At 73.5% G+C, this 17,014-nt stretch carries 16 protein-coding genes; 2 read left to right on the forward strand and 14 right to left on the reverse strand.

From position 1 onward, the window contains the following. Window positions 1-42: 42 nt before the first annotated feature. Entirely contained in the window at window positions 43-879 is an 837-nt protein-coding gene (locus BSB02_RS03160; protein WP_084956548.1) for a helix-turn-helix transcriptional regulator, read from the reverse strand. 107 nt (window positions 880-986) lie between these two features. On the opposite strand from BSB02_RS03160, the gene BSB02_RS03165 reads away from it, so the two are divergent. Beyond that, window positions 987-2,708, forward strand: a complete 1,722-nt coding sequence (locus BSB02_RS03165) for a glycoside hydrolase family 35 protein (RefSeq protein WP_084956550.1) — start codon at window positions 987-989, stop codon at window positions 2,706-2,708. Window positions 2,709-2,743: 35 nt separating this feature from the next. Here the strand turns inward: BSB02_RS03165 and BSB02_RS03170 are convergent, their stop codons facing one another. The 12 genes from BSB02_RS03170 to BSB02_RS03220 form a co-directional block, all read right to left on the reverse strand. Further along, the gene (locus BSB02_RS03170; RefSeq protein WP_338064318.1) at window positions 2,744-3,061 is read right to left on the reverse strand and encodes an NPCBM/NEW2 domain-containing protein; all 318 of its coding nucleotides are present in this window, start codon (window positions 3,059-3,061) and stop codon (window positions 2,744-2,746) included. A gap of 159 nt (window positions 3,062-3,220) precedes the next feature. After that, window positions 3,221-5,644 carry an endo-alpha-N-acetylgalactosaminidase family protein gene (locus tag BSB02_RS03175; protein ID WP_240506167.1) on the reverse strand — a complete coding sequence of 808 codons (2,424 nt, stop codon included), beginning with the start codon at window positions 5,642-5,644 and terminating at the stop codon, window positions 3,221-3,223. Continuing rightward, a complete protein-coding gene (locus BSB02_RS41915; protein WP_240506144.1) occupies window positions 5,599-6,594 on the reverse strand; it encodes a hypothetical protein in 996 nt (331 codons plus the stop codon). The genes BSB02_RS03175 and BSB02_RS41915 overlap by 46 nt, the downstream gene beginning before the upstream one ends. A 377-nt stretch (window positions 6,595-6,971) precedes the next feature. After that, window positions 6,972-7,769, reverse strand: a complete 798-nt coding sequence (gene trpA, locus BSB02_RS03180) for a tryptophan synthase subunit alpha (RefSeq protein ID WP_084956962.1) — start codon at window positions 7,767-7,769, stop codon at window positions 6,972-6,974. Between the two features lie 2 nt (window positions 7,770-7,771). Next, window positions 7,772-8,995, reverse strand: coding sequence for a tryptophan synthase subunit beta (gene trpB, locus BSB02_RS03185; protein ID WP_084956963.1), 1,224 nt, complete (start codon window positions 8,993-8,995; stop codon window positions 7,772-7,774). Between the two features lie 11 nt (window positions 8,996-9,006). Further along, the gene (gene trpC, locus BSB02_RS03190) at window positions 9,007-9,846 is read right to left on the reverse strand and encodes an indole-3-glycerol phosphate synthase TrpC (RefSeq protein ID WP_084956556.1); all 840 of its coding nucleotides are present in this window, start codon (window positions 9,844-9,846) and stop codon (window positions 9,007-9,009) included. A 105-nt stretch (window positions 9,847-9,951) separates the two neighbouring features. Beyond that, window positions 9,952-10,371, reverse strand: coding sequence for a DUF2752 domain-containing protein (locus BSB02_RS03195; protein ID WP_084956558.1), 420 nt, complete (start codon window positions 10,369-10,371; stop codon window positions 9,952-9,954). A gap of 28 nt (window positions 10,372-10,399) precedes the next feature. Then, window positions 10,400-11,005, reverse strand: coding sequence for a DUF4190 domain-containing protein (locus tag BSB02_RS03200; RefSeq protein ID WP_084956561.1), 606 nt, complete (start codon window positions 11,003-11,005; stop codon window positions 10,400-10,402). An 89-nt stretch (window positions 11,006-11,094) separates the two neighbouring features. After that, a complete protein-coding gene (locus tag BSB02_RS03205; RefSeq protein ID WP_158088540.1) occupies window positions 11,095-11,622 on the reverse strand; it encodes a Trp biosynthesis-associated membrane protein in 528 nt (175 codons plus the stop codon). Next, a complete protein-coding gene (gene hisI, locus BSB02_RS03210; RefSeq protein WP_084956565.1) occupies window positions 11,619-11,957 on the reverse strand; it encodes a phosphoribosyl-AMP cyclohydrolase in 339 nt (112 codons plus the stop codon). The genes BSB02_RS03205 and hisI overlap by 4 nt, the downstream gene beginning before the upstream one ends. Before the next feature lie 59 nt (window positions 11,958-12,016). Then, window positions 12,017-13,810 (reverse strand): ABC transporter ATP-binding protein, encoded by a 1,794-nt coding sequence (locus BSB02_RS03215; RefSeq protein ID WP_084956566.1) that lies wholly within the window; start codon window positions 13,808-13,810, stop codon window positions 12,017-12,019. Next, the gene (locus BSB02_RS03220; protein WP_084956965.1) at window positions 13,807-15,585 is read right to left on the reverse strand and encodes an ABC transporter ATP-binding protein; all 1,779 of its coding nucleotides are present in this window, start codon (window positions 15,583-15,585) and stop codon (window positions 13,807-13,809) included. The genes BSB02_RS03215 and BSB02_RS03220 overlap by 4 nt, the downstream gene beginning before the upstream one ends. A gap of 116 nt (window positions 15,586-15,701) precedes the next feature. Here BSB02_RS03220 and BSB02_RS03225 point away from each other — a divergent pair, with 116 nt between their 5' ends. Next, a complete protein-coding gene (locus BSB02_RS03225) occupies window positions 15,702-16,331 on the forward strand; it encodes a TIGR03085 family metal-binding protein (RefSeq protein WP_084956569.1) in 630 nt (209 codons plus the stop codon). On the opposite strand, the gene BSB02_RS03230 is transcribed toward BSB02_RS03225, so the two are convergent. Then, on the reverse strand, window positions 16,328-16,969 hold the full coding sequence (locus tag BSB02_RS03230; protein WP_206184486.1) for a MerR family transcriptional regulator: 642 nt from the start codon (window positions 16,967-16,969) through the stop codon (window positions 16,328-16,330). The two genes, BSB02_RS03225 and BSB02_RS03230, sit on opposite strands and share 4 nt — an antisense overlap. Window positions 16,970-17,014 lie beyond the last annotated feature (45 nt).

Here is a 17,014-nt window from a genome sequence, read left to right on the forward strand (position 1 = left end):
GTAACGCTACCCCGCAGTATCCGACCACGCCCCGGATAAGCCTCAGTTAAGCGTGAGCCCACGATAGTGCTGCGCGCGGAACTCGCTGGGCGGCAGCCCGACGCGCCGGGTGAAAATTCTCGTGAAGTAGGCCGCGTCGTCGTAGCCGACGCGCCGGGCGACGGCCGCCACCGGCAGCCCGGAGGTGGCCAGCAGGTCCTTGGCGCGGTTGAGCCGTACGGTCAGCAGGTAGTCCTTGGGGCTGGAGCCGGTCAGGCGGCGCACCACCTGCCGCAGCTCGGCCGGCGGCATGCCCAGGCGCCTGGCGTGCTCGGTCACCGACAGCGGCAGGCAGGCGTCGCGTGCCAGCCGGGCCAGCACGGGCTCGCCGCCGGGGTGCTCGTCGGCGCGGCAGCGCCGCAGCGCCACGAGCACGTCGTGGACGATGGCGGAGGTCTCCACCTCCAGGTAGGGGCTGCCCAGGCGGCACGCCCGCGCGATGCGGCCGATGGCCTGGACCGGAAGGTCGGCGGTGGTCAGCGGGGTGACCGGGGCGGCGGGGTCGAGGAAGCCGAGGCCCTGGTAGGCGGCCACGGCCGGGCCGGTGAAGTCGACGAACCACTCGGTCCAGCCCGGGTCGTAGGGGGCGTAGTGGTGCGGCACCCCGGGAAACAGCCACAGCACCGCGGGGGCGGCGACCTCGAGGAGCGGGCCGGCGCCGTGGCGGAACCAGCCCTTGCCCTCGGTCACCACCACGGCGACGTGGTTGCGCATGGTGCGGGGGCCCACCGTGGGCAGGTGCCCCTCCTGGTGGCCGACGCCCAGGCACACCAGGCCGAGCCGGCGGTGGGCGTCGCTCGGCGTGAGGTAGTGCATCCACTGCCGGAACCCCGCGCCCATCCGTCCAAGAACTCCCCACGCTTGTCCATGGCCCCGGACCGGCCGGGGGCTCCATGCTGGAGCCGAAGAATCCTACTTTAAAGACATACATACCTTTAAGGACGCGAATGCGAAGTTTTATCATTGATGGCCGGGTTTTCCGGCTCGACGGCCGGGAGTTCCGGGTGCTGTCGGGCGCCCTGCACTACTTCCGCGTCGTGCCGGGGCACTGGCGGCACCGCCTGCGCATGCTGCGCGCGATGGGGCTCAACACGGTCGAGACCTACGTCCCGTGGAACCTCCACGAGCCCGGTCCCGGCCGGTTCACGCGGGTGGAGGAGCTGGGCGCCTTCCTCGACGCCGCCGCCGAGGAGGGCCTGCTGGCCATCGTGCGGCCCGGGCCGTACATCTGCGCCGAGTGGGACAACGGCGGCCTGCCCGCCTGGCTGACGGCCCGGCCCGGCGTGCGGGTGCGCACCAGCGACCCCCGCTACCTGGCCCACGTCGACCGCTACCTGGCCGAGGTGATCCCGCGGGTCGCCGAGCGGCAGGTCACCCGCGGCGGCAACGTGATCATGGTGCAGGTGGAGAACGAGTACGGCTCCTTCGGCACCGACCGGGACTACCTGCGGCATCTGGCCGACCGGCTGACCGGGCACGGCGTCGAGGTGCCGCTGTTCACCTCCGACGGGCCGGAGGACTGGTACCTGACCGGCGGCACGCTGCCGGGCGTGCCGGCGACGGTGAACTTCGGCTCCGACCCCGAGCGGGCCTTCGCCACGCTGCGCGAGCACCGCCCCGGCGACCCGCTGTTCTGCATGGAGTTCTGGTGCGGCTGGTTCGACCACTGGGGCCAGGAGCACGTCACACGCGACCCCGAGGAGGCGGCCGCGACGCTGGAGCGGCTGCTGGCCACCGGCGCGTCGGTCAACGTCTACATGGCGCACGGCGGCACCAGCTTCGGCACCTGGGCGGGCGCCAACCGGACCGGCGAGCTGCACGACGGCCCCTACCGGCCCACGGTCGGCTCCTACGACTACGACGCCCCCATCGACGAGCGCGGCGCGCCCACGGCGAAGTTCTGGCTGTTCCGCGAGGTGCTCGCCCGCCACACGGGCGAGCTGCCCGAGGTGCCGCCCACGCCGCCCGCTCTGCCGCCGTCATCGGTGCCGCTGACCGAGTCGGTACGGCTGGCCGACAGCGGCCTGGGCGCAGAGTCGACGTCGCCGACGCCGCCCTCCTTCGAGGACCTCGGCATGGCCCACGGCCTGGTCCGCTACCGCGTCGAGGTGCCGGGGCCGCGCGGGCCGCGCCCCCTGACCGTGGACGGCCTGCGCGACCGGGCCCACGTGAGCGTGGACGGCGAGCCGGTGGCGGTGCTGGAGCGTGACGGGGAGCGGCCCGGCCTGGCGGTGGCGGGTCCCGCCACGGTGGAGCTGCTGGTGGAGTCGATGGGGCGGACGAACTTCGGGCCCCGCCTGGGCGAGCGCAAGGGCGTGGACGGGGTGCTGCACGGCCGGCAGTACCTGCACGGCTTCTCCGTCACGGCCTACCCGCTGGAGGACGTCTCCGGCGTGCGCTTCGAGCCCGGCACGGCAGCCGCGCCGCCCGCCTTCTTCCGCGGCGTCCTGGAGGCGGGCGAGCCCGCCGACGCCTTCGTGGCGCTGCCCGGCTGGGGCAAGGGGTATGTGTGGGTGAACGGCTTCTGCCTGGGCCGCTACTGGGAGCGCGGCCCGCAGCGCGCGCTGTACCTGCCCGCTCCCCTGCTGCGGGCGGGCGGCAACGAGATCGTCGTGCTGGAGCTGGACCGGGTGGGCGGGCCGGCCGTGGAGATCCGGCCCGAGCCCTGAGCCGGCCCGCGAGTCAGCCCTGAGTCAGCCCTGAGTCAGCAGGTCAGGCGCGCCTCCCCCCAGTCGGCGTGGTCGTTGCCGTTGCCGTCGCCGCCGTTGTCCACCACCAGGTCCAGGTAGCGGACCCCGTCGAGCCGGGCCGTCAGCGGATGGGCGGGATCGGCGTTGCGCAGCACCGGGCTGGCGGCCAGCACCTGCTCGCCGGACTTCACGCTGAACCGGACCGAGCCGCGCGTGCCCTGGGAGTTGTCCACGCCGACCTGGGCCGTGAAGGCCGTGCAGCGCCCGCCCAGGTATTGACGCGCTCTCCGGCATGAACGCCGAAGATTCAGCCTGTGCCGCACGGGCGGCACTTCTGTGGCTTCCTGCTTCGCCGACCTGCGCCACCGAAGTGGTCTTACCAGATCTCCACAGGCTTTCGAGCCTTGCGGCTCCGTTCCCGCCCGTCCGGCGGTACCCAACGCGGTCAATCTAGCAGACGCCGATCCGCCACGGCGGCGAATCGGCTTTTCCTACCCGCTACGAGGAAGAAGCCGCTTCACCCTGACCGGAAGGCCGGAGCACTGCGGACGAATCCGGTAGGGCGCGTCCGCCGGCGGGGTGACCTGCCAGCGGCTGGTGAGCGTGCCGCCGGGCTCGACGACGCCGCTCCCCTGGCCGGTGACCGTCCACCCGGCGGGCGCGGCCAGCGTGAGGCTCACCTCGGCGGCCTGGTCCTCCAGGTTGGTGAACACCGTGGTCACCTCGCCCGCCGCCCCCTGCTCGAAGGCGGGCGAGGCGGGCTTGACCTCGACGGTGGCGCACGCACCCGCCTCCGGGGCCGGGCCGAGGTCCTCGACCGCGAAGTCGTCCAGGACGAAGTCGGCGCCCGGCTGCTCGGGGCGCAGCGAGCGCAGGCCCACCCACACGTCGCCGCAGCCGGCCACCACCCGTTCGGTGAAGCGCGCGGTGGAGCGCCGCTCCGGGACGGGCGTGAGGCGGGTCTGCACGCTGCGGCCCGCCTTGTCGTAGCCGGTGACCCAGGCGTAGGTGCCGGCCAGGGCGTTCTGGTAGGAGAAGGACACCTCGTAGGCGCGGCCGGTCTCGAACCGCGCCGTCCACGGCACCGTCCGGTAGACCAGGCCCTGCCGTTCCTCGTGGGACTTCAGCGACCACCGGCCGGCCAGCACGTCGTCGACGGCCTTGCCCTGCCAGCCCTTCTGCGTGTACGGCTCGTGCCGCTCCGACAGGTGGGTGCGCGCGTCCAGCGAGCCGCCCGCGTCGCCCTTGACGAACGGCCCCCAGCCGGGCTCGGGCGCCTCGAAGGTCCACCTGTCGCCCCGCGGAACGGACGGGATCACCCGCACGTCGTCCACGCGGACCTCGCCCTCGGCCCCGGCCGCCGCGATGCGCAGCGGCTCCCGCGCCCCGCGGGCGGTGAACGTCACCGACACGCGCTGGAAGTAGGTGTCGCGCTTCTCGTCGGCGGCGATGTGGTTCCTGGCCGTGGAGCGGTGCAGGGTGACCGACCGGTCGCCGGCCCGCAGCACGGTCTCGCGGCTGCGGCCGGGCTCGATCTCGACGAACGCCGAGGCGGTGTAGGTCCGGCCCGGGCGCAGGCCGGCGATCCGCTGCTCCAGCGCGGCGGGCGCGCCGCCGCCCAGCACGGCGACGCGGTGGCCCAGCTCGGTCGTGCGCACGCTCACCGGGCCGGTGGCCTGCCAGCCGTCCAGCTCGCCGTTGAAGCCGGGGTCGCTCAGGCCGGTGCCCTCGCCCCAGCCGGGCCTGGCCGGCCTGGCCCGGGTGTCCAGGACGTACGGCACGCCGGGCACGGCGTCGAGCGTGATCCGGCCGCCCGCGGGCCTGACCTCGCCGGCCCGCACGCGGCCCTGGCCGGTGAGCCGGTAGACGGTCAGCGGGCGGCCGTCCGGCCGGGCGATCTGCCAGGTGGTCCGGCCGCCCCGGGCGTTGTAGTGGTAGAGCTTGCCGTCCCAGGGCAGCAGGTAGGCCGTGCCGTCCAGCACCTTGGCGGAGCCTGCGAAGATCTCGCGCCTGCCGTCGGCGAAGCTCGCCCGCAGGCCGCCGGTGAAGACGATCTCGTCGGCGCCCCAGCGCGTGATCCGCTCGCGCTGCAGGAACTTGGCCGGCAGGTTGTGCTCCCAGATGTTGCGGTAGAAGGCGCTCCAGTCGTTCTCGGCCGTCCAGCCCTCGAACTCCACGATGCGCGCGTTGCCGAGGATCGGGTGGGCGTTCCAGACGTCCTTCTCGTGGTTGCGGATGAAGCGGATGATCTGGGAGTTCAGCCCCTTGTTGGTGACCCCGCCGTAGTTGAGGTCGCCCGCCCAGTGGGCCCACAGGCTGGCGCGTTCGAGCTTGTCGGACCACTCGGTGGCCACCTGCCAGCCCTGGGCGCGCAGCTCGGCGATCGTCCGGTCGGCCACCCAGCCGAAGGGGCGGAAGACGTCCACGTACAGCAGTTGCAGGTTGGGGTCGGTCTCGGCCCGCAGGCGGCGCAGGCGCCCGGCGAGGGTGCCGGAGGCCAGGTCGCGGCGCTGGTCGATGCGGTAGGACTGGTCCAGCCAGTTCCAGCCCTTGGCCGCCAGGTCGACCGGGGTCTGGCCGAAGGTCCTGGCCTCGGGGTAGGCCTCGGTGGCGTTGACGTGCGCGCCGAAGGCGGCGTTCCACTTCCTGCCGGCCTTGAGCAGGGTGTTGAGATCGGCCAGGCCGCCCGCGCGGGTGTTGTGGTTGCCGCCGTAGTCGGGGTGGGCGCTGTCGTGGCCCTCCGACTGGTAGCCCTTGAGCAGCACCAGCTGGCCGAGCCCGTCGGTGGCCAGGGAGATGCGCTTGACGTCGTCGAGCGTGCGCAGGAACGGGTGGGTGGCCTGGCTGCCGAAGTTGAAGGGGATGTGGATCACCACGCGGTCGCGGGTCCGCTCGGCGCCCAGCGGCTCGACCATGATGTCGCGGAACGCGATCGCGCCGTCCTGCCAGTCCACCGCGCCGTCGCCGTTGGCGTCGGGGGTGACGACGACCTTGGCCAGGGCAGGTCCTCGGTGAACGGCGAGCCGGTCGCCCGGTGGGTCCACTGGCCGCTCCACACGCCCACCTCGATGCCGCCGCCGGGCAGCTCGCGCGCCTGGTGCCACAGCCGGGCGGCGTCCTTGTCGGTGGGGCCCGCGGGCAGGTCGTAGGTGGAGTTGGTCTCGACGGCGGCGGCCAGGCGGGAGGTGGACACGATGCCGTACGTCGCGCCGACGGGGGCGGGGTCGGCGGGCGTCCGGTCGGTCAGGGCGGTGAAGACGTCGGCGGTGCGGGTGGAGTTGGGGTCCAGGCGGGTGAAGGCGGTGGCGGCACCGGGCTGGTCGCTGGAGACGGAGACCAGGTCGTGGCCGGGCAGGTCGACGGTCTGGACGCGGAAGGCCTCGGTGTCGCGGACGGCTTCGATGGAGAACCCGGTCACGCGGCCTTTGACCCAGATGGCGGCGTCGAGCTCCACCCCCGGTAATTGTTGAAATTTCAGGACATATCGGGCCGTGCTGGTGTCGTGGCCGCGCGCCGTGACGGTCGTCTCGTACGGCTGGCCGTTCAGCACCACGGCGGGCACGGCCCGCGCTCCCCCGAGATGGGCGCCACCGGCCCGGTCGGTGTAGCGCAGCACTCGCGGGAAGGCGGGATCGACCTCGACGATCAGCTGATCGGAGGTGAGCTTGAGCGGCTCGCCGACCGGCCGCGGGGTGGGGGGAAGGTTCTGGACCGTGGGCCGGGGGCGGCCCGCGGCCGGCTCGTCGGGGTTGTTGAGCCGGTAGGTCGGGGCCGGGGTGGGGGTGGGATCGGGCGGGGGCGGTTCGGCGTGGGCGGGGGCGGCCAAGGCGGCCAGCACGAGTAAGCCCGCCATGAGTCCGCGCATGGATCTCCTTGGGGGTGCCGGGGTACGCCCCAGGCTGACCCGCCCTCCGACACGAAGCAACCCCGTCCGGCAAATCCGCTATGCCGCCCCGTCTCCTGCCCAGGCCGTACACCCCGAAAAGCGCGACAGCGCGCACCGGCGGCCACCCGGCGCTACTACCCCCGGGTCGCCGGTGCGAGAAGCGAGAAAGCTCGGGTCGGCGAGCACCCACCCACCCACACTGCGGGTCCTCAGCCGGAGAGGCGCGAAAGCTCGGGTCGGCGAGCACCCACCCACCCACATCCCCGGTCCTCAGCCCGAGAGGTGGGAAGGAGCGGGTCGGCGGGGACCCGGCGCCTGGAGCGGCGCCCCTCCCCCGCCCTCAAGCGCGAGCGGCGTCAGCGCCGCCGTACGCCCTCGGCCAGCTCGGCGGCCAGGGAGCGGACGGCGGTCAGCCCGGAGGCCTCGTCGGGCGCGTCCAGCAGCAGGCGGATGAACGCCGAGCCGACGATGACGCCGTCGGCGTAGGCCGCCACCTCGGCCGCCTGCCGGCCGTTGCTGATGCCCAGGCCCACGCACACCGGCAGCGACGTGGCCTCGCGGGTGCGGCGGACCAGCCCCTCGGCCGCCGCGTTGACGGTCTCCCGCGCGCCTGTGATGCCCATGAGCGAGGCGGCGTAGACGAACCCGGTGCAGCAGTTCACCACGGCCTTGATGCGCTCCTGCGTGGAGCTGGGCGCCACGAGGAACACCGTGTCGATGCCCGCCGCCGCCGAGGCCTCGCGCCAGGTGTCGGCCTCCTCCGGCGTCAGGTCCGGCGTGATCGTGCCCGCGCCGCCCGCCGAGGCCAGCTCGCGCGCGAAGCGCTCGGCGCCGTAGCGGTCGATCGGGTTCCAGTAGGTCATCACCAGGGTGGCGGCGCCGGTGCGCGCGACCCCCTCGACGGTGCGCAGCACGTCGGCGATGCGCGTGCCGTTGGTCAGCGCCCGGTGGACGGCGTCCTGGATGGTGGGCCCGTCCATGAGGGGGTCGGAGTACGGCAGGCCGATCTCGATGACGTCACAGCCCGCCTCCACCATGGCGGTGGCCGCCGCGACGGCGCCGTCCTTGGTCGGGAATCCGGCGGGCAGGTAGCCCACCAGCGCGGCGCGGTTGTCGGCCTTGGCCCGGTCGAAGACCGTCTGGAGAGTCGTCATGATCACAGTCCGAAGTATTTCATCGCGGTGCCCATGTCCTTGTCGCCGCGGCCGGAGAGGTTGACCAGGATGGTCGCCTCGGGCCCGAGCTCGCGGCCCAGCCGCAGCGCCCCGGCCAGGGCGTGGGAGGACTCCAGGGCCGGAATGATGCCCTCGGTCCTGGCCAGCAGCGAGAAGGCCGCCATGGCCTCGTCGTCGGTGACGCCGTGGTAGGTGGCGCGCCCGCTGTCCTTCAGCCAGGCGTGTTCGGGGCCGACGCCGGGGTAGTCGAGGCCCGCGGAGATCGAGTGCGACTCGATCGTCTGGCCCTCCTCGTCCTGCAGCACGTAGGTGCGCGCGCCGTGGAGCACGCCGACCGAGCCGGCGGTCAGCGTGAGGGCGTGCTCGCCGCTGTCCAGGCCGTGCCCGGCGGCCTCGTAGCCGTGGAGCTGGACGCCCTCGTCGCCGATGAAAGCGTGGAAGATGCCGATGGCGTTGCTGCCGCCGCCCACGGCCGCGCACACCGCGTCGGGCAGGCGCCCGGTCAGCTCCAGCATCTGCCGGCGGGCCTCGACGCCGATGATGCGGGCGAAGTCGCGGACGATCTCCGGGAACGGGTGCGGCCCCGCGACGGTGCCGAACAGGTAGTGGGTGGTGTCGACGTTGGTGACCCAGTCGCGGAAGGCCTCGTTGATGGCGTCCTTGAGGGTCTTGCTGCCGTTGTGGACGGGCACCACCCTCGCGCCGAGCAGCTTCATGCGGGCGACGTTCAGGGCCTGCCGCTCGCAGTCGACGGCGCCCATGTAGATGACGCACTCCAGGCCCATCAGGGCGGCCGCGGTGGCGGTGGCCACGCCGTGCTGGCCGGCGCCGGTCTCGGCGATGACGCGCTTCTTGCCCAGGCGCTTGGTCAGCAGCGCCTGCCCCAGCACGTTGTTGATCTTGTGGGCGCCGGTGTGGGTGAGGTCCTCGCGCTTGAGGACGATCCGCGCGCCCCCGGCCTGCTCGCTGAAGCGCGGCACCTCGGTCAGGGTGGTGGGCCGGCCCGCGTAGGTGCGCAGCAAGTGGTCGAACTCGCGCACGAAGGCCGGGTCGCTCTTGGCCTTCTCGTACTCGGCGGCGACCTCGTCCAGGGCGGGGATCAGCGCCTCGGGCACGAAGCGCCCGCCGAAGAGCCCGAACTTGCCCCGCGGGTCGGGGTCGTCGCCTCGCGGGCCGTGGCCCGCGAGGTCCGCGGGCGTGAGGATGTTTGCCACTGTCAACCTTCTGATCCGTGATCGGGACGGGTCGCCGGGTGGGCGCCCGCGGTCACGAGCGCCTCCACGGCCTTGCGCGGGTCCTTGCCGGTCACCAGGCTCTCACCCACCAGGACGGCGTCGGCGCCGGCGCGCGCGTAGGCCAGCAGGTCGTGCGGTCCGCGCACCCCCGACTCGGCGACGCGCAGCACGCCGTCGGGGATCTTCGGCGCGATCTTGGCGAAGACGTCGCGGTCCACCTCGAGCGTCTTGAGGTTGCGCGCGTTCACACCGATGATCCTGGCGCCCGCCGCCACCGCGCGTTCGAGCTCCTCCTCGGTGTGCACCTCCACCAGCGGGGTCAGCCCGATCGACTCGGCCCGCTCGATGAGCGAGACCAGCGCCTCCTGCTCCAGGCAGACCACCATGAGCAGCGCCATGTCGGCGCCATAGGCCCTGGCCTCCCACAGCTGGTAGGAGGTCAGGATGAAGTCCTTGCGCAGCACGGGGACGTCGACCCGGGCGCGCACCGCGGCCAGGTCCTCCAGGCTGCCGCCGAAGCGGCGGCGCTCGGTCAGCACGCTGATGACGTGCGCCCCGCCGGCCTCGTAGTCCGCGGCCAGCGCCGCGGGGTCGGCGATCGCCGCCAGCGCGCCCTTGGACGGGCTGGAACGCTTGACCTCGGCGATGACCGACACCCTGTCGCCGCCGAGGGCGGCGTAGACGTCTTTGGGCGAGGGAGCCCGCTCGGCACGCTCCTTGAGCTCGTCGAGCGAGGTCGCCTTCTGGCGTTCGGCGAGATCCTCCCGCACGCCGGCGAGGATGTCGTCGAGGACGCCTAGCCCTTCGGTCCGCTCACTCACGCGCTTGGGATCCCTCCGGTCGACTTCGTGGGGACTGGGCGGATGGCCCCGCCTCGAGTGCGATGGTATCCGTCCGCCGGCGGCCGGCGAGCCGCCGGGGGCCGCCTAGGGTGCCAGGAAGGCGCCGAAGGGCAGGTTCCTGGCCACCCAGTAGACCGCGATCACCGCGATGAACCCCCACAGCAGCCGGGGAGCGGGCACGGGGCGGGGCGGCCGGCCGCGCCAGCGGGCCACGAGCCAGCGGGCCCACCAGAACACCATGACCGGGACCATGGCCACGAACAGCGGGTTCATGTCCAGCGCGGCGCCGACGTCGAGGTGGGCCAGGCCGTGGACGGCGCGGAGCGTGCCGCAGCCCGGGCAGTACAGGCCGGTCAGCCACAGGAAGGGACAGGTCGGGTAGTGGCCGGGCTCGTTGGGGTCGACCACGCCGACGAAGGCGACGCCGGCCGCCGTGGCGGCGGCCACGCCGAGGGGCGCCAGCACGGACCGCAGGGTCCGCGCCGCCGTCTCCTGTGCTGCCATGGGGCCAGGCTATCCCTCGCGGCCCGGCCTAGTAGCTCGACGCGGCGCCGAAGCCCAGGATCGCCACGCCCCACACGACGTACAACAGGAGGAAGACCAGCGCCAAGCCCACCATGATGTAAGACGTCACCAGGCCGGCGATGGCCATGCCCCTGCCCTCCTCGCCGGTGCGCTTGATCTGGCTGAGCGCGATGTGCCCGAGGATGACGCCCACGATCGAGGACACGCCGCAGAGCGCCAGGCCCGCGATGCCGAGGACGAGCGAGGCGATGGCCATGCCGTTGGTCTTGGTGCCCTGCGGGGCGCCGTAGCCGCCCGGCTGGCCGTAGCCGCCGGGAGGAGGCGAGTAGCCGCCGTAGGGCTGGTCCCCGTAGCTCTGCGGGCCGCTGCCGTACGGCTGGCCGTACCCCTGCTGCGGGCCGCTGCCATAGCCCTGCGGGCCGCTGCCGTACCCCTGGGGCCCGCTGCCGTAGCCCGGCTGGCCCGGCTGGCCGTAACCGCCCTGCCCGTAGCTGCCCTGCTGCCCGTAACCGCCCTGGCCGTATCCCGGCTGGTCTCCCGGGTACGGCTGGCCGTACCCGCCGGGCTGTCCGGCGTTGTAGCCCCCGCTGCCGTCCTGCGGCCCGTATGTCATGCTTGTCCACTCCTCTGATCCGGCGGTCCCGCCGAAGCTTAGCGACAAACCATCCTCGACACGGAGGAACGACTCCATAACCGCCCGGGTCAGGGGCGGTCGGTGGGGTCCTCGCCCCGGTCGAGCGCCTCCCACAGGGAGGTGTCGCGCTCGCGAGGGGCCCGCCTGCCGTACCGGTCGGACATGCCCGCCCAGCGGCCGCCGCGGACGACGGCGAGCAGCCCGCCGGCCAGCGTGAGGACGCCGCCGACGACCGCGACGGCGGGCCAGACGGTGGTCTGCCACGCGGGGGCGGCGACCAGCTGCTCGGACAGCTCGGCGCGGACGCGGCCGGCGGAGGTGGCGCTCCACGCGGCCAGGACGGCGGCCAGGCCGCACAGGGCGACGACCGCGGCCACCAGGCGGCGGCCCAGCCCGCGGGTGGCCAGGACCGCCACGACGCCCGCCAGCCCGGCCAGCGCCACGGGCGTCAGCGCGGGGCTCAGCTCGGCGCCCGTCGCGGCCGCCGGGGTGCCGCCGGTGGCCACGGCCCACTCGCGGCCGGCCGCCAGCAGCGCCAGGCCGCAGCCGAGGGCGGTGCCGGCCAGCCACAGCCACAGCTCGCGCCGCCCGGTCACGGCCCGATCAGCCCGGCGTCGAAGCAGGTGCGGTCGCCCGTGTGGCAGGCCCCGCCGGTCTGGTCGACCTTGACCAGGACGGTGTCGCCGTCGCAGTCCAGCGACACGGACTTGACGTGCTGGACGTTGCCCGAGGTGGCGCCCTTGACCCAGTACTCGCGGCGGCTGCGCGACCAGTAGGTGCCCAGGCCCGTCGTCAGCGTGCGATGCAGCGCCTCGTCGTCCATCCACGCCAGCATGAGCACCTCGCCGGTGTCGTACTGCTGCACGATGGCGGGCACGAGCCCGTCGGGGGTGCGCTTCAGCCGTGCTGCGATCGCGGGATCCAGGGCCATGCGGCCATTCAACCAGCTCCCCCGCCCGCTCCCCGAACCGCTCCGGACTCGCTGGAGGCTCAGGTGCGGGCGGCGCTGACCCAGGAGGCGTGAAGGTCGGCGTAGACGCCGTCCTGGCGCACCAGCTCGGCGTGGGGGCCGCGCTGCACCAGGCGGCCGGCGTCGAAGACCAGCACCTCGTCGGCGTTCTCCGCCGTGGACAGGCGGTGCGCGATGGTGATCGCCGTACGGCCGCGCGTGACGCCCTCCAGGGCGCGCGCCAGCCGTACCTCGGTGGCGGGGTCGACGGCGGAGGTGGCCTCGTCCAGCAGGAGCAGGTCCGGGTCGGCGAGGTAGGCCCGGGCGAGGGCGACGAGCTGGCGCTCCCCTGCCGACAGCGACTCGCCGCGCTGGCCCACCTTGGTCTCCAGCCCGTCGGGCAGCCCCTCCAGCCAGTCGGCCAGCCCCAGCTCGGTCAGCGCGAGCGTGATCTCCTCGTCGGTGGCGCCGGGCTTGCCGTACCGGATGTTGTCGGCGAGGGTGCCGTCGAACAGGAACCCGTCCTGCGGCACCATGACGATCCGCTCGCGCAGCGAGGAGAAGCACACCCGGCGCAGGTCGACCCCGTCGACGGTGACGCGGCCCGACACGGGGTCCATGAGCCGGGTCAGCAGCTTGGCGAAGGTGGTCTTGCCCGAGCCGGTCTCGCCGACGACGGCGACGCGCGTGCGCGGCGGGACGGTCACCGTCACCTCCTTCAGCACCGGCTCGCCGCCGGGGTAGGCGAAGGTGACGTCCTCGAAGGCCACCGAGATGGGCCCGCGCGGCAGTTCCACGCCGTCCTGGCCCGGGTCGGCCACGTCCGGCGGGGTGTCCAGCACGCCCAGCACGCGCCGCCAGCCCGCGACGGCGTTCTGGGCCTCGTTGAGCACCTCGGTGGCGATCTGCAGCGGCGAGACGAACAGCGTGATGAGGAACAGGAAGGCCACCAGCCGCCCGGCGGTGATGTGGCCACCCAGGCCGAGGTGGACGCCCAGCAGCACGATCCCGGAGATCGCGACCGCGGCCACGACCTCGGTCAGCGGGAAGACGGTCGCGACGATCTTCTGGGCGCGTATCTGGGCCCTGCGGTTGGCCTCGATGGCGGCGTCGATGCGCTCGCCGGTGCGGCGCTCGGAGCCGTAGGCGCGGATGACGGCCGCGCCCACGACGGACTCGCTGACGGCGGCCAGCATGTCGCCGGTGCGCTCGCGGACGGTGGTGTAGGCCGACGACAGCCACCGCTGGAAGCGCGGCAGCGCGATCACCAGCGGCAGGAAGCAACCCCACACCAGCAGCGTGAGCTGCCAGGAGTAGACGAGCATCAGCACGGTGGCGACGAGCACCTGGCCGCACGCCACGATGATCATCAGCCCGCCCCACTGCATGAAGGTGCTGATCTGGTCGACGTCGCCGGTGACGCGGGAGACCAGGGCGCCGCGGCGCTCGGTGTTCTGGGTCAGCACCGACAGGTCGTGGACGTGGCGGAAGCCGCGCACCCGCAGCGTGGCCAGGGAGGACTCGGTGGCCCGGTACAGGCGCACGTTCATGGCGTAGCCGGCCAGCATGGTCACCAGCACCGCGACGGCGCACAGGCCCACGGCCCTGGAGATGTAGGCGAGGTCGGGCGTGGCCGACTGCAGGCCCGTGTCGATGGTCTGCTGCACGGCGATGGGGACGATGATCTTGCCGGCGGTGGCGGCCACGGCGAGCGCCAGCGTGCCGAGCAGGCCCTTGCGGAACTCGGGCGTGAGCGCCAGCCCGCGGCGGACGGTCCCCAGCGCCGAGCCCTCGGCGTTCCTGGAGATCCTGGTGCCTTCGACGACCTGGCTCACGCGCTGACCCCTTCTCCCGCCTCGACGGCGGCTCGTTCGGCTTCCTCACGCTCGTAGGCGGTGACCAGGTTGCGGTAGCCCTGGCACCGGGCGAGCAGCTGCTCGTGGGTTCCGCGGTCCACGACGCGGCCGTGTTCGAGGTAGATCACCTCGTCGGCCAGGGCGATCGTGGCCATGCGGTAGGCGACGAGCACCACCGTGGCGCTCTCGCCGCGCAGCCCCTGCAGGATGCGCGCCTCCACCTGCGGGTCCACCGAGGAGGTGGCGTCGTCGAGGATGAGCAGGCGCGGGCGGCGGACCACGGCCCTGGCCAGCGCCAGCCGCTGGCGCTGGCCGCCGGACAGGGTCGCGCCGCGCTCCCCCACCCGGGTGTCCAGCCCCTGGGGCAGGCGGCTGACGAAGCCGTCGGCCTGGGCCAGCCGCAGCGCGGCCCACACCTCCTGGTCGTCGACGGGCAGGCCGAGGGTGACGTTGCCGCGCACGGTGTCGTCGAACAGGAACGTCTGCTGCGGCACCAGCGCGACCGACTCGGCGATGCCGCCGTAAGCGATTTCACGCAGGTCGACGCCGTCCAGCCGCACCTGGCCCGCGAGCGGGTCGACCAGCCGGACGAGGGTCTGCACCAGCGTGGACTTGCCCGAGCCGGTGGGGCCGACGAGGGCGACCGTACGGCCGGCCGGGACCTCGAAGCCGACCTCGCGCAGCACCAGGCGTTCTGGGTCCTCCCCGTAGGCGTAGGACAGCTCCTTGACCTCCAGGGCGGCGGCGCCGTCGCCCTGGAGGCGGGCCTGGCCGTACTCCATGGAGCCGGTGGCCTCCAGCACCTGGCGGACCCGGCGCCAGCCCACGACGCTGCGCGGCAGCTCGGCCAGCACCCACCCCAGCGCCCGGATCGGGAAGGCCAGCAGGGTGAACAGGTAGGCCACCTGCACCAGCTCGCCGGAGGAGATCGAGCCGCCGGCCAGGCGGTGCGCGCCGACCGCCAGCACGACCAGCACGCCCAGCGTGGGCAGGGCCTCCAGCAGCGGGTCGAACAGGCCGCGCACCCGGCCCACGGCGATGTTGGCGTCGCGCAGCTCGTGGGCGCGCCGGCGGAAGCGCTCGGTCTCCTCCTCCTCGCGGCCCAGGGTCTTGACCACCAGCGCGCCGTCGAAGCTCTCGTGGGCGATCTCGCTGACCTCGGCGCGCAGCTGCTGGGCGCGGGTGGCCAGGGGGCTGAGCCGCCGCTGGTAGACGAGGTTGAGGACGGCGATCGCCGGGAAGATCAGGAAGCCGACGAGCGCGAGCACCGGGTCGGTGACGACCATCGCCACGGCGGCGACCAGCAGCATGACGATCACGCCGACGGCCATCGGCAGCGGCGCGAGCGGCGCCCAGGCGGCCTCGGCGTCGGAGCTGGCGTTGGACAGCAGCTGCCCGGTCGGGTGACGGTGGTGCCAGGCCAGCGGCAGCCGCAGGTACTGCCTGGTGACCTCGCGGCGGGAGCGGGCCTGCATGTTGTACTGCATGGTGCCCGCCCAGATGCGCCGCCCGGCGATGCCGATCGCCTTGAGCAGCGCGGTGCCGAGGATGAGCAGCACGCCCGTCCACAGCGCGCCGGCGGCGGCGCGGCCCTGGGCGAAGGCGGGCAGCACCGCGTTCTCCGCCGCCCAGCCCAGCGCCCAGGCCGAGGCGACGGTCATGCCGCCGTAGACGGCGCTGGAGAGCACGGCGGCGGTGAAGACAGCCCATTCGGCGCGGATCGCCACTCCGAGGACGGAAAGCCCTTCGCGCATGACGGCAGAGGTGACTTTGGTCGCCACTCGGGGGGATCCTTCCGGACGGGAACGTTTTCTCCTTATGTGACTATCACGGCTGATCGACTGGATATTCCCCGGGATAGGGTGGGGCCGTGTCCCACGCACGCGCCGAACGCTCCGCCCTGTGTGATCTGCTCGACCGCCTGGGCCCCGACGCGCCCACGCTGTGCGCCGGGTGGACCACCTACGACCTGGCCGCCCACCTGGTGCTGCGGGAGCGCAGGCTCGACGCGGCCGGCGGCATCGCCCTGCGGCCCCTGGCCGGCTACACCGCCTCGGTCCAGCGCGGGCTGAAGGAGAAGCACTCCTACGCCGAGCTGGTGGCGATGGCGCGCCGCCCCGGCGGGCCGTACGGCCTGCTGCCGTTCCTGGACGAGCAGGTCAATACCCTCGAGTACTTCGTCCACCACGAGGACGTGCGCCGCGCCCAGGAGCCGTGGGAGCCGCGCGCGCTGCCCGAGAGCCTGGAGCGCGCCCTGGCGTGGCGGCTGCGCGCCGCGGCCCGGCTGACGCTGCGCCGCTCGCCGGTGCCCGTGGTGCTGCGCGGCCCGGGCGGCGCGACGCTGAAGGCGGGACCCTCCGATGGGCCGGCGGTGGAGGTGGCCGGCAGGCCGGGCGAGCTGGTGCTGTTCTGCTTCGGCCGGCAAAGGCACGCCGAGGTGGAGCTCACCGGCGCTCCCGACGCGGTGGAGCGCCTGGCCAACGCCTCCCTGGGGGTCTAGCGGGCCGGCGGCTCCACGTGGCCGCCCAGCAGTTCGTGCGACAGGTGCGCCTGGACCATGCGCCGCAGCGCCGCGATGAGCGTGTCGCCCAGCGCGGTGCCGATGACCACGACCTCGACCACGCGCTCGCGGTCCGACAGGTCGCCCAGCGCGGCCAGGTCGGCCTGGGCGATGCGCTCGGCGGCCTCGGCGTAGCCGTCGAGCACGTCGATCATGTCCTGCCGGCCGATCTCGGCCAGCAGTGACAGCACCCCGACCGCGGTGCGGAAACTGGGATGGTCCGGCTCCCAGTGCCAGCCCCGCCTGGCGGCCAGGTCGGCGATGCGGCGCTGGGCCTCCTCCACGTGCGGCCCCGGGCGCGGCTCGGTGTGCTCGGTCACGGTCCGCTGGGCGGCGCCGAGCAGGCGGTGCAGCTCGGTCGCCGGGTTGTCCAGCTCGTGCATCAGGCCGCGGATGGCCGCGATCGACAGCCCGCCGTAGTCGGCCAGGGCCCGCACGAGCTTGATCTTGCGCACGTGGCCCTGGTCGTAGTCGGCCTGGTTGCGGCCGGTGGGCCGGCCGGGCGGCACGAGACCCTCCCGCATGTAGTACTTGATCGTCGGCACGGGCACGCCCGCCGCCTCGCTGAGCTCCGCCATCCGCACGGTTTTCCCATCCCCTCTTGCAGCGGACATCATAGCTAT

The organism is Thermoactinospora rubra, assembly GCF_002093975.1.
GTDB classification, from domain to species: Bacteria; Actinomycetota; Actinomycetes; order Streptosporangiales; family Streptosporangiaceae; genus Nonomuraea; species Nonomuraea rubra_A.